General features: G+C 47.6%; 16 protein-coding genes. 6 read left to right on the plus strand and 10 right to left on the minus strand.

The features are described from left to right. Positions 1-14: 14 nt before the first annotated feature. The 6 genes from C5I45_RS13965 to C5I45_RS13990 form a co-directional block, all read right to left on the minus strand. A complete protein-coding gene (locus C5I45_RS13965) occupies positions 15-1,172 on the minus strand; it encodes an acetylornithine transaminase (protein ID WP_014304776.1) in 1,158 nt (385 codons plus the stop codon). Further along, positions 1,169-1,945: an acetylglutamate kinase gene (gene argB / locus C5I45_RS13970; protein ID WP_043866980.1), complete on the minus strand. Its 777-nt coding sequence runs from the start codon at positions 1,943-1,945 to the stop codon at positions 1,169-1,171. Before argB ends, C5I45_RS13965 begins: the two co-directional genes overlap by 4 nt. 14 nt (positions 1,946-1,959) lie before the next feature. Continuing rightward, positions 1,960-3,177 carry a bifunctional ornithine acetyltransferase/N-acetylglutamate synthase gene (gene argJ, locus C5I45_RS13975; RefSeq protein ID WP_043866979.1) on the minus strand — a complete coding sequence of 406 codons (1,218 nt, stop codon included), beginning with the start codon at positions 3,175-3,177 and terminating at the stop codon, positions 1,960-1,962. A gap of 22 nt (positions 3,178-3,199) precedes the next feature. Further along, entirely contained in the window at positions 3,200-4,237 is a 1,038-nt protein-coding gene (gene argC / locus C5I45_RS13980; RefSeq protein WP_014417398.1) for an N-acetyl-gamma-glutamyl-phosphate reductase, read from the minus strand. Between the two features lie 166 nt (positions 4,238-4,403). Next, positions 4,404-4,946 (minus strand): MFS transporter, encoded by a 543-nt coding sequence (locus C5I45_RS13985; RefSeq protein WP_003155082.1) that lies wholly within the window; start codon positions 4,944-4,946, stop codon positions 4,404-4,406. After that, a complete protein-coding gene (locus C5I45_RS13990) occupies positions 4,943-6,379 on the minus strand; it encodes an FAD-binding oxidoreductase (protein ID WP_003155084.1) in 1,437 nt (478 codons plus the stop codon). The genes C5I45_RS13985 and C5I45_RS13990 overlap by 4 nt, the downstream gene beginning before the upstream one ends. A 342-nt stretch (positions 6,380-6,721) precedes the next feature. Between C5I45_RS13990 and fosB the strand changes: the two genes are divergently transcribed. Further along, complete coding sequence (gene fosB, locus C5I45_RS13995) at positions 6,722-7,144, plus strand: metallothiol transferase FosB (RefSeq protein WP_014304771.1); 423 nt, start codon at positions 6,722-6,724, stop codon at positions 7,142-7,144. A gap of 108 nt (positions 7,145-7,252) precedes the next feature. Here fosB and C5I45_RS14000 read toward each other — a convergent pair whose 3' ends face one another. Both C5I45_RS14000 and C5I45_RS14005 read right to left on the minus strand, forming a co-directional pair. Then, positions 7,253-7,561 (minus strand): metal-sulfur cluster assembly factor, encoded by a 309-nt coding sequence (locus C5I45_RS14000; protein WP_003155088.1) that lies wholly within the window; start codon positions 7,559-7,561, stop codon positions 7,253-7,255. A gap of 62 nt (positions 7,562-7,623) precedes the next feature. Further along, positions 7,624-8,391 carry a prolyl oligopeptidase family serine peptidase gene (locus C5I45_RS14005; protein ID WP_003155090.1) on the minus strand — a complete coding sequence of 256 codons (768 nt, stop codon included), beginning with the start codon at positions 8,389-8,391 and terminating at the stop codon, positions 7,624-7,626. Between the two features lie 120 nt (positions 8,392-8,511). On the opposite strand from C5I45_RS14005, the gene C5I45_RS14010 reads away from it, so the two are divergent. From C5I45_RS14010 to C5I45_RS14015, 3 genes are all read left to right on the plus strand, one after another. Further along, the gene (locus tag C5I45_RS14010; protein ID WP_007610550.1) at positions 8,512-9,324 is read left to right on the plus strand and encodes a Cof-type HAD-IIB family hydrolase; all 813 of its coding nucleotides are present in this window, start codon (positions 8,512-8,514) and stop codon (positions 9,322-9,324) included. 85 nt (positions 9,325-9,409) lie between these two features. Then, positions 9,410-9,559 (plus strand): hypothetical protein, encoded by a 150-nt coding sequence (locus tag C5I45_RS19800; protein WP_003155094.1) that lies wholly within the window; start codon positions 9,410-9,412, stop codon positions 9,557-9,559. Continuing rightward, positions 9,559-9,756 carry a DUF3813 domain-containing protein gene (locus tag C5I45_RS14015; protein ID WP_003155097.1) on the plus strand — a complete coding sequence of 66 codons (198 nt, stop codon included), beginning with the start codon at positions 9,559-9,561 and terminating at the stop codon, positions 9,754-9,756. The genes C5I45_RS19800 and C5I45_RS14015 overlap by 1 nt, the downstream gene beginning before the upstream one ends. Positions 9,757-9,792: 36 nt before the next feature. On the opposite strand, the gene C5I45_RS14020 is transcribed toward C5I45_RS14015, so the two are convergent. Next, complete coding sequence (locus C5I45_RS14020; RefSeq protein ID WP_003155099.1) at positions 9,793-10,254, minus strand: BsuPI-related putative proteinase inhibitor; 462 nt, start codon at positions 10,252-10,254, stop codon at positions 9,793-9,795. A 14-nt stretch (positions 10,255-10,268) separates the two neighbouring features. Further along, on the minus strand, positions 10,269-11,111 hold the full coding sequence (locus C5I45_RS14025; protein WP_003155101.1) for a YitT family protein: 843 nt from the start codon (positions 11,109-11,111) through the stop codon (positions 10,269-10,271). Positions 11,112-11,236: 125 nt separating this feature from the next. On the opposite strand from C5I45_RS14025, the gene C5I45_RS14030 reads away from it, so the two are divergent. Both C5I45_RS14030 and C5I45_RS14035 read left to right on the plus strand, forming a co-directional pair. Then, the gene (locus C5I45_RS14030; RefSeq protein ID WP_043866975.1) at positions 11,237-12,088 is read left to right on the plus strand and encodes a DegV family protein; all 852 of its coding nucleotides are present in this window, start codon (positions 11,237-11,239) and stop codon (positions 12,086-12,088) included. Positions 12,089-12,136: 48 nt separating this feature from the next. Continuing rightward, positions 12,137-12,259, plus strand: a complete 123-nt coding sequence (locus tag C5I45_RS14035) for a hypothetical protein (RefSeq protein ID WP_003155105.1) — start codon at positions 12,137-12,139, stop codon at positions 12,257-12,259. Positions 12,260-12,268 lie beyond the last annotated feature (9 nt).

Consider the following 12,268-nt stretch of genomic DNA (forward strand, 5'->3'; position numbering starts at 1 on the left):
TATATCGAAAAAAATTACCGTTTCACTGCCGAATGCGCTTCGATCGCTGCTTTCAGCATACTGACGGCCGACAGCATTTCTTCTTCAGAAACCGTAAGCGGCGGAAGCAGCCTGATGACATTCGGTCCGGCCGGAAGCACGAGAAGCCCGCGTTCCTGCAGATCTCCGATGATGCCGGACACGGGACCTGCGCATTCAATGCCGATTAATAACCCTTTTCCGCGGATTTCTTTTACAAAAGGCCCTGTCAGTTCACGGTTCAGCTGCGCTTTTAAAAAAGAGCCTTTGTCTGCCGCCGCCTGGAGAAAGTCCGGCTGAAACACAATGTCCAAAGTTGCTTTCACAGCTGCCATGGCGAGCTTATTACCGCCGAAAGTCGTACCATGCGTACCCGGCGTAAAGGCGTCGCCAAGCTTCTTTTTGCCGATCACGGCTCCGACGGGAAAACCGTTTCCAAGCCCTTTCGCAGCAGTGATGATGTCCGGAGAGATGCCGAAGTGCTCATAGCCGAATGCCTTGCCCGTCCGGCCGATTCCGGTTTGAATCTCGTCTGCGATAAGCAGCGCCTGTTTGTCTTTACAAAATGTCTGTAAGGCTTCGATGAATTCCGGATCGGCGGGATTGACTCCCCCTTCTCCCTGCACCGTCTCAAGCATGACGGCGGCGATATCATCCTCTTTTGAAAGTGTGCTGAATGCCGACGGGTCATTAAACGGAAGATAGTGAAAGCCTTGGAGCATCGGTCCGAAACCGGTCTTGATTTTGTCTTGTCCGGTGGCGGCCATCCCCGCATAGGTCCGTCCGTGAAAGGATTGATGAAATGTTACGATTTTTGTCTTTCCCGTTGCTTTACGGGCAAGCTTAATGGCGCCTTCATTCGCTTCGGCTCCGCTGTTGCAGAAGAAAACGAGATCCCCCGCGCTATGTCCGGCAAGCTTTGCCGCGGCTTTTTCCTGAAGATCATTTTCAAACAGATTGGAAACGTGCCATACGCTGCCAAGCTGTTCTTTCACCGCTTCTGTCACCGCATCATGACAATGGCCGAGATTGGAAACGGCGATGCCCTGAATAAAATCGAGATACGTTTTTCCGTTTTCATCCTCTGCGATTGTCCCTTTCGCTTTTTTAATATCGATAGGCCAGCGGCTGTAGGTTTGAAATAGGCTGCTCATGACACGCTCTCCTTTTCTTTGACGATTTTTGTTCCCCGGAAGACTTGATTGGTGAAAAACGCTCCTTTTCCGTTTACGATCATCACTTCCTCGACATCTTCACTCAGTGCCGATAATGCCGAGTTTACCTTCGGAATCATCCCCCCTGAAATTACGCCGTCATCGATGAGGGCCTGAATTTCTTGCGGCGACAAAGTATCCAGCCTGTTCTCTCCGTCCATAATTCCTTCGACATCTGTGACAAATAAAAGTTTATCGGCGTGTAAGGCTGAAGCGATGGCCGATGCCGCGGCGTCTGCGTTGACGTTCAGCGTTTCGAAATCACTTGTCATGGAAAGCGGAGCGATAACGGGAATGATGCCTTCTTTCATTAATGCGTGGATGATTGACGGATCGGTTTTTTGTATTTCGCCGACTTCTCCGTATTTGTCTTGATTAAGGTAAGACGCTTGAAGGAGACCGCCGTCCTTTCCTGATATTCCCGCGGCTTTCAGCCCGTTTTTCGCGAGTTCGGTTACGAAAAATTTATTGATCGTCCCTGACAAGACCATTTCCGCTGTTTCCAGCACCGGTTTGGTCGTTTTCCGCTGTCCATCGACAAATTCCGTTTCAATCTGCAATGTTTTCAGCATTCTTGAAATGTCCGGGCCTCCTCCATGCACGACGGCAAGGTTCCAGCCCGATTGCATAAGCTCTTTTACACTTTGAAAAAAATCGGCGGATAACTCGCGGATTACACTGCCGCCGCACTTAAAAACGATGGTTTTCTTCATGCCGCTCCCCTTTGCTATGTGCGATAGCTCGCATTGATTTTGATATAATCATAGGTTAAGTCACAGCCCCATGCCCGGCCGCTGCCGGAGCCTTCCTGCAGGCGGACTGCAATCGTAATTTCATCACCTGATAAGTACTCCTTGGCATCAGTTTCCGAAAACGGCTGAGGTTCGTTGTGTTTAAACAGACACTGACCGCCGAGGAAAACTTCCACTTGTTCGGCCGTTACGCTTGCCGCACTGTGCCCGATGGCGCCGATGATGCGCCCCCAGTTGGCATCTGTGCCGTAAACGGCGGTCTTCACAAGGCTTGAGCCGACGATTTTTTTGGCGATAATATTCGCCTCAAGGTTATTTTTCGCGCCTTCGACTCTGGCTTCAATTAATTTCGTCGCTCCTTCACCGTCTCTGGCAATATCTTTGGCAAGGTCTTCGCATACAAGCTTTAACCCCTTTTTAAATGCCGGCCAGTCAGGGTGCTGCTCCGTCAGGCAATCATTCCCCGCGCAGCCGTTCGCCATCACAAGCACCATGTCATTCGTCGATGTTTCTCCGTCAACGGTGATTTGGTTAAATGAAACATCCGTAATCTCTCTGAGCGCATTTTTGAGCGACTGTTCTTCCACGGCCGCGTCCGTTGTGACAAAGCCGAGCATTGTCGCCATGTTGGGGTGGATCATGCCGGAGCCTTTCGCCGCTCCGCCGATCGTGATGATGTTTCCGCCGATCACCAGTTCATAACACGTCTGTTTCGTCACTGTATCCGTCGTCAAAATGGCTTCTTCAAATGCTCCGGACACTGACGGCGCTTGACCGAGCTGTTCAATGCCCGCCTGAATTTTTTTCATGTCTAAAAGCTCGCCGATCACCCCGGTTGACGAAACCGCAACAAGCTCCGGCTCAATGCCGAGCTGGCTCGCGAAGCCGTCCCGCATTTCATAGGCGTCCTTTAATCCTTGGTCTCCCGTACAGGCGTTGGCAATCGCGCTGTTGACGATAACCGCCTGAAGCACGGCCTCTTTTTTTAAGCTCTCTTGCGTCACTTTCAAGGGCGCTGCCTGAAAATGGCTTTGCGTATATACCGCCGCACTGACTGCAGGCGCTTCGCTGATAATCGCTCCGAGATCTTTTTTTGAATAGCGCAGACCGCAGTGCACGCCCTTTGCCTCAAACCCTTTCGGCGAAGATACGCCGCCTTTTACTTTCGTGATTTCCTCACTCAGCTGAATCATATTTTCGAATCCCTCTTTCGTTCTATGGATAGACTGGCGTCATCGTAAGTCCCGTTTCTTCCTGCCAGCCATTCATGATATTTAAATTTTGAACCGCCTGCCCTGCGGCGCCTTTCATCAGATTATCTATGACAGAAACGATGGTGGCACGGTTTGTTCTTTCATCCACGGTGACACTGATATCACAAAAATTGCTGCCGTATACCTCTTTCGTCGCCGGAAATTCACCTTCCGGCCTGATTCTGACAAAATATGAATCTTTGTAGAATTCGGAATACAATTCTCTTACCTGTGCAGCAGACATACCCGGGGGAGCCTCCGTATACATCGTCGCCATAATGCCCCTTGTCATCGGCGCCAAATGTGCGGAAAACGTGATCGGGCCTGTGCCGGGCTGCCAAGCCGCTAATTGCTGTTCAATTTCCGGAGTATGCTGATGCTCATTAACCTTATAAATTTTAAAATTATCATTCAGCTCAGAATAATGAGTGCCCATGGATGCTTTTCGGCCGGCACCGGATACGCCTGTTTTCGCATCAACAATCAGAAAAGAATCTTGTAAAAGCTTATTCTTCGCCAGCGGGGCGAGCCCGAGCAGCACAGCCGTCGGAAAACATCCCGGATTGGCAATCAGCTTAGCAGTCTGAATCTCTTCTTTTTGCAGTTCGGCTAAACCGTAAACCGCGCTTTGAATCGTTCCTTTCGGCGCGGCCTTCCGCTTATACCACTTTTCATACACGGCCGGGTTTTGAATCCGCAGATCGCCGGATAGATCAATGACCGGGATGCCCGCCTCCGCCAGCTTGGGCGACCACTCTCCGGAAACGCCGGGCGGCGCGGCTATAAACATGACATCAATTTCGTTTCGAATCGTTTCTATATGAAGCGGCTGAAGTGATTGTGACGCTATATTCCTCAAATGCGGATATGAAGCGGCATATTCTTTTCCTTCGTCGCTCGATGAATATAATATACAATCTTCTGCATAAGGGTGATGGTTAAGAATCCTGACAAGTTCGGCGCCTCCATAACCAGTCGCGCCTATAATACCTATTTTCAACGGGTTCACCTTCTTGGTTTTTGTGAAATTATTTAACATTATAACATGAATAAAAATTAATTCAATTGTATATTTAATATTTTTTCATTCATTTTCCATCGGTTTTCGCTGACAAAAAACCCCCTCTCGATCGAGGGGGTTTCATAAGAAAAACAGGCTGATCGGATCAGCCTGTTTTTTTCAGCATCATCAGCCCGCTTATAAAAAACAGCACGGAGCTGGCGTAAAAAATAATATAAACCGTGAAGAAATCAGCGAGAAACCCGCCGAGAATAATGGCGGCAGCTGAAAATACGGCCGTCCAGAAATGATAGCTGCCGACTTTTTTCCCCCGCTCCCCGCCGTCAGTGTAATCGGCGATCATGATTTTCTCGCCGTGTTTTTGCATGGCGCCGAACAGGCCCAAAAGCACCTGCACCACATAAACCTGGTGCACGCCGGTAATGTGCGGGAGCGTCAGAAGAAGCACCGCCATCCCCCACGAATTCGCCATCAGGAACCAGCGGGGATCCAGTCTTGCCGACAGCCGGCCGAGCAGCGGATGAATCAATGCGCCGCTCAGGCCGAACAAGCCGTATGATAGACCGAATTGCGTGTAGCTGGAACCGATGTTTTTAATAAATAAAATATAAAACGGAAAGATCAGGCTGCCGGCAAAAAAGACACTGCTCTGAGACAGGATCAGCCATTTTAAATGGTTGTGTTTCATGATTTGTACCTCTGATAAAAATAATTCATAAACAAGTCATCGGGATCATATTTGTGTTTTTTCTGAAAGAACATATCGCTTTTCGGATATGCCTCGCGCATCTGCTCTTTCGTTTGATACAGCATATACGGCAGATAATAGCTGCCGCGGTGGCGCAACGCCGTATCCGTCATTTTTCTGACAATCCGCGCTGCACTCGCCTGGCTGTCTTTTGAAAACCCTTCATTGATTAAAAGAACGAGTGAAAACATGTCTTCCTTTGCGTATGACAGATCGGCTTTTTCATTTTTTTGCACGTAGCGGATCGTAATATTTACGAGATTGAGATCTTCATGTGACAGCGTCTTGCGTAAATCATGAATGTACGGTGCAAATTCGCCGACGGGCACGAAGTATTCTTGAAGCACGTCGGTGTTGTCCGTGTTTTCATATTCCAAAAATTTCGATTCTGACCGCATGACATTGTTCCTGGAGACTTTCACGCCGTTTTGACTGAGAAAATAAGACTGCTGGGTTGACCAGAACCAATTTCTTCCCCAGTCATACCGGCGGGAGAGGCCGAGCGCGAATTTCGTCAGCGCCGGATGCTCATCTTCTTTCAGTTCATTGTGCCGCTTTAATTCTTTCTGGTTGTCTGAGAGTGTGTAATCAGTCACATACATATCGTGCAAAAAGCCTTTATCCCCTGTTGCGATCCGCGCGAGATGCATGCGCACGGCGGGGTTGCGCTGAACATGCTGCGTAAAATATTGACTGTATGTATCAGCGTTCATGCGTTTCGTTTTCATTTCATAAAGCTCATCATCCGTCAGCTCAATATCCGCGTCAAGGATGACGCCGAACAGGCCGTAGCCGCCGATGACGGCTGAAAACAGGTCATCTTTCGGAGTAACGGTGATGACTTTGCCGTCCGCCTTTAAAAGATGAAACGATTTGACCGTATCAATCAGCGAACCGTACCGGATATCCCGGCCGTGGGCGTTGGCGCTCAGTGAGCCCCCGATCGTAAAAATGTTTTGCGATTGCATGACTTTTACCGCGAGCCCGTACGGATTGACATAGCGCTGAATATCATTCCACGTCGCTCCCGCCTGCACTCTGATGATTTTTTTCTTTCGGTCGAGACCGAGTATTTTGTTGTAGCCCGTCATGTCGAGAACGATACCGTCTTCATAATACGTCTGGCCGCCCATTGAGTGCTGGGCGCCTGCGATTGAGATCTTCAAATGCTTTCTCTTTGCTTCCTTAATCGTTTCGACCAATGTTTCTTTCTCTTTTCCTTTGACCGTCTGCTTAATTTTCACGGGCATGAGACGGCTGACATCCGTCATTGTCCCTGCCTGCCCCTCCGGCTCTTTGTGAAAGGCGGAAACAGCGAACAGCGCCGTATAAACAAGAATGCTAAGGATAATGAGAAGTAATTTTTTCTTCATGGGTTCCTCCCTCGCATGCAGCCGGTCTATTATATCATGCCTCCGTCCGTTTTTTTCCTTTTTAACCCGATACCGCAAAAAACCCCGAATGGCGGGAAACTTGGTTTTTTTAGTGACTTGCCCTTCTTTCCGCACGCCGGTCTGCAGCGACAAAGCAGACAAAACGGCGCCCGGCAGAATCATGTTTAGTACAGTTCAAAACGGTCATCCGGAAAACACCGGGCATAAAAAATACACAGAAATCCCTAAAAATGATTTTTTAGTCAGTATATAATCGATATATATGCAGATGTATTACCAAAGGGATTGTTTAAAACAAAGATGTTAAATGAGGTGGGGAAAATGAACATAAAAGGGATCAATCATCTTCTTTTTTCTGTTTCAGATTTGGAAAAATCTATAGAATTTTATGAGAAAGTATTTCATGCACAACTTCTGGTTAAAGGGCAAAAAACAGCATATTTTGATCTGAACGGGCTTTGGCTTGCACTTAACTTAGAGGCGGATATACCAAGAAATGAAATACATAAATCCTATACGCATACGGCCTTTACAATTGACCCAAAAGATTTTGATGCAATACTTCAAAGGTTAAAAAATCTAAATGTAAATATATTAAATGGGCGTCCTAGGGATAAGCAAGATCAAAAGTCAATTTATTTTACTGATCCCGATGGACATAAATTTGAATTCCGCACAGGTACACTCCAGGACAGACTGTCCTATTACAAAAAAGATAAACCTCATATGAAATTTTATATATAAGGGTTCGTTTGCGATCCAAAACAAGCCCTCACTGTCGCTTATATGCAGACAAAAGAAAAGCACCTCCAAACTTTAGGATGTACCTAAAATCCGGGGTGCATTTTCTTATTACTGAATCCCTAATGCGATTTTTGCGTAGCGTGACATTTTGTCTCTTGTCCACGGCGGATTCCAGACAATGTGGACCTCCGTCTCTTTTACATCCGGAATGTCGGCGAGCGCTTTTTTCACCTCGTCGACGATGATCGGAGCGAGCGGGCACCCCATTGATGTCAGTGTCATCGTAACGTGCGTCAGGCCGTCGTCATCCATATCAACGTCGTATACAAGGCCGAGATTGACGATATCGACGCCGAGCTCAGGGTCAACAACCTGCTCCAAGGCGCCCATGATGTTTTCTTTTAATGCTTCTTCCACGTTCCATCACTCCTTTTTCCTCAGTATAACGTAAAAGCGGCTTTTGTTAACACCTTTGTGCTTTATAAATGCTTATCGAACCAGGCGACGGTTTCTAAAACGGCGTATCTCGGGACTTTATGATCAGCCCGTTCGTCTTTCAGAAACTGAAGATGGTCGGGCCGGCTGCTGTAATGAGGTTTAATCGTTTCATAAAATCCGCGGGTCGGTGCATACGGAACGACTTTGTCTTGAACACCGTGCCAGAACAGCAGCGGGCGGCTGCGGAGTTTTTCCGGTTCCAGACTGAGATCGAACGGTTTGAGCCGCGCAAACAGTTCATCGACCTGTTCTTTTGTGACGTCAATGTCGATGTCCTGCTTTTGAATGTGGTCAATCTGCTGCTGAAAAAATGCCGTATAGTTCGGACTTCCCATCAGACTGACGCCGGCTTTGACCCAATCATACGCGGCCATCGCGCCGAATGTCGTAATTCCGCCCATTGACGTCCCCGCAAGACCGATCCGCCCGTCTTCAATCAGACCGCGCCCTTCAAAATCCTTTTTCAGCACGTCAAGCTCCTCGATTTCATTTAAGACAATGTCCCAAAAATGGACGGCGAGCTCTTCTGCTGACAGCTGTTCAGCGCGTTCACCGTGGTAAAGAGCTTCCGGCAGCACGGCTCTGAAACCCTTTTCAGCAAGCAGGTAAGCGAAATGAAGATTATGCTCCTTCGCGCTTGTAAAACCGTGAATAAAGAAAACAAGGGGAGCGGGACGGTCCCGATTTTCTTCTTTTACAATATGTAAAAACGGAATGCCTGATACGGTTTGATGATCAATAAGAATCACGTTGACTCCCTCCTTAGGATAACCATAATCATAAGTGTAACATGTAGACAATAAAGATGGTAAAAAGCTACACTGTACATAAGAGAAAAACAGCAAATTATATGACAAAAGGAGTTATTTATGGAGACAAAACCTTACCTCATCGCCTTAGATCTGGATGGAACCTTATTAAAAGATGATAAAACCATTTCCCCTGAAACGGCACGGACGATTCAGACGCTGAAAGAAGCGGGCCATCATGTCTGCATCTCAACCGGCCGCCCTTTCCGTTCCAGTTCGATGTATTATGACGAGCTTGGGCTGACAACGCCGATTGTCAATTTTAACGGAGCGTTTGTCCACCACCCGAAAGACGAGTCATGGGGACGATACCACACGTCTTTATCTGTCGATGTGGTCAGACAGCTTGCCGAACTTACAGAGACCTACCAAATACATAATGTGCTCGCTGAGATCATTGATGATGTGTACTTCCATTATCATGATGAGCATTTAATTGAGGCGTTTCATATGAATACGGCGAATGTCACATTCGGCGATCTGCGCGAAACGGTCCAAGAGGATGTGACGTCCGTATTGATTCACGCGAAGGAAGAGGACGTCGCGGACATACGCGCGCATTTATCCGATGTGCACGCCGAGGTCATTGACCACAGAAGATGGGCGGCTCCTTGGCATGTGATTGAAATTATTAAACACGGGATGAATAAAGCGGTCGGCCTGAAGAAAATCAGCGACTATTACCAAGTGCCGAGAGAACGGATCATCGCGTTCGGCGACGAAGACAACGATCTTGAAATGCTCCGATTTGCCGGGTGCGGCGTAGCGATGGGAAACGGCACGGATGAAGTCAAACAGGCCGCCGATCGCGTCACGGGTTCAAATGAAGCGGACGGAATCGCCGAATTTTTAAAATCCTATTTCTCCCTGTGAGGTTTTCCCGCTCATAACACAAAGCCTTCCGCCCATACTAAAACAGACGACTCATCTCGTCTAAATATGGAAGGGGGACATTGCAATGGGTAAACGAAACAAATCAAAACGGTTTATTCAGCAAGGCAAGGACTCTGTCAGTCTTCATGACGCAAGATTTCCATATCGGTCTACATTAGAGGAAGCACAGCATGATGCAGCAAAAGATTCGGCTGAAAGGCAGGTTGACTTTTAATGAGAAACGAACTGTTTTCTCAAGCCAAGTCATTTGTCCAGCAGGCCGTCATGATTGCTAACGGTTTCGAGGACGGCGACCAGGAAAAAGCTGTCTCACGCGCCAAAAATGCCGTGTCTTCCGCGTACGCCAATTCGACGGATGCAGAACGTCAGCAGCTGCACCAATTTCAGGATCAGCTGGAGAAATTGCAATAAAAAAAGGCGCCCCGTTTAGATGAGGGCGCCGCTTTTTTATTTTACTTCAAATGTTTTTACCGTTTTCAGTCTTTTTCCGATCTGATCGGACTTCCCTAAAAACGTCACCGTCACCGTGTATGTTCCCGGACCGGGCACGTTTTTCCACACATCTGAAAAGTCATACGTTTCATTCGGCATTAAGGTCACGGTCTGAAACGCCTGGGTAAACATTTTGTCTTTTGAATAGCGGTACAGTTCTTTGTGATGTTGGTCATGTACGGTCAGTTCGAATTTCTGCCCTGAGCTGAATGTGAAATCGATCGGGCTTTCGCTTTTGTTTTTTAAAGACATTTGAAATTCGATCTGCTGATCTGTCTGCACAGGATTTACGGCTAATTCCGCTTGCTGTTCATTCATCTCTCCGGATACCTCCTCAGCGGGCTCCTTCTGCCCGGATTGACTGCTGCATCCGATCAATAAAATGACCGGTAATAACAGGCCAAACAGCCACTTCATTCTATCCGCTCCTATCAGTCTTTTCTGAAGAAACCAAAGATCCCCGTCGTTTGCACGATGTTTGTGAAGGCTTTCGGGTCGACTTCTTTCACGATTTTCTCAAGGTCATACAATTCGTACCGCGTGATGACGATGATCATCATTTCTTTCTGTTCGTTTGTGTAAGCGCCTTTTGCCGGCACCGTCGTAATGCCTCGGACCATTTTCCCGTAAATCGCTTCTTTGATTTCATCAGCTTTTTTTGTAACGATCATGGCGGTCAGTTTCATGTGGCGCGTGTGAATGGCGTCAATCACCCTTGTTGTGACATACAGAGCGACAAGGGTATATAATGCTTTCTCCCATCCTTGCAATAATCCTGCCGTCAAAATGATAATCCCGTTCAAAATGAAGAAATATGTGCCGACCGGTTTATCCTTCCATTTGGCCAGCACCATCGACACGATATCAAGACCGCCTGTCGAAGCGCCGAATTTCAGCGTTAAACCGATGCCGATAGCTGAGATGACTCCTCCGAATACGGTATTCAGAAGAATATCGTGTGACAGTCTCATTTCCGGGAGAATCCCCATAAAGACGGACGTCAGCGCTACGCTTAATATGCTGTACACGGTGAATGATCTGCCGACTTTCAGCCACCCTAACACACCGATGGGAATGTTTAAGAGGAACATGAGAACTCCTGTCGAAATATAAAAGGGGGCGTATTGATCAACGACGCTTGACAGCAGCTGGGCGACACCGGTAAAACCGCTGGCATATACATTCGCCGGTATCAGGAATAAATTCAGTCCCGCCGCATACAGAAACGCGCCGATGACGACGATTGCTAATTTTTTTACTTGTTCTAGTACCATGGCTTGCTCCTCCGCTCATTTTCATTATTAGCTTTTCCCTTAAAATAAAGTTTTGAACACTATTTTGCCAAATTTATATGATATAGTTGGCATCACTCTCACCAACCGGAAAGAAGGGAATTATGATGACAGTTCACCTTATTGCTGACAGCGCCTCTGACCTGCCGAAATCTTATATTGAAGAAAACCGGATCGGGTTCATTCCGCTGCACGTAACACTTGACGGAAACGAATATGAGGACGCGGTCACCATTCAGGCGGATCATATCTTTCAAGCGATGCGGGAAGGGAAAGTTCCGAAAACATCCCAGGCATCACCGGATACGATAAAAAAAGTATTTTTACAATACGCGGAACTGGGAGAACCGGCGATATACATCGCCTTTTCCTCAGGTCTTTCCGGCACCTATCAGACGGCCGTAATGATCGCCAATGAAGTAAAAGAGGAATTTCCCGATTTTGATTTACGGATTGTAGATTCCAAATGCGCTTCATTGGGCTGCGGCCTCGCGGTGATGCACGCGCAAACACTCTGTGTTAACGGGAATACAATACAAGAAATCGAAACGTCTGTAAAGAACTTTTGCGCACGGATGAAACATATATTTACGGTCGATGACGTCGCCTATCTCGCACGGGGCGGCAGAATTTCAAAAACGTCCGCTTTTGTCGGGGGGCTTTTGAACATCAAACCGATTCTGCATGTGGATGACGGCAGGCTCGTGCCGCTCGAAAAATTGCGCGGACAGAAGAAACTGTTTAAACGGATTATAGAAATGATGAAGGAAGAAGGCGGCGATTGGGCGGATCAAACCGTGGGAATCAGCTATGCAGATAATGAAGAGACGGCGATTGGGATGAAGGAAATGATTGAAGAAGCGTTCCATCCGAAAGAAATCATTCTTCATTCAATCGGCTCTGCGATCGGCGCCCACTCCGGGCCGGGCACGCTCGCGATTTTTTTCCTGAAGCCATAATTTCAATGCGGGCGGGCATCCTAACGGACAGAAGGGAGGCTTTGCCGCATGAAAGATGATGACAAAAAACCGTTGGACAATAACGCCGTAAATCAGAAAAAGAACCGGCTTGCCGAAAAAAACCGGCAGGCGGGAAAAAACCAGAATTCCAAAAAACCGGACCATCTGTAAAAGCAAAAC

Source organism: Bacillus sp. ZY-1-1 (assembly GCF_003047165.1).
GTDB lineage: Bacteria > Bacillota > Bacilli > Bacillales > Bacillaceae > Bacillus > Bacillus velezensis.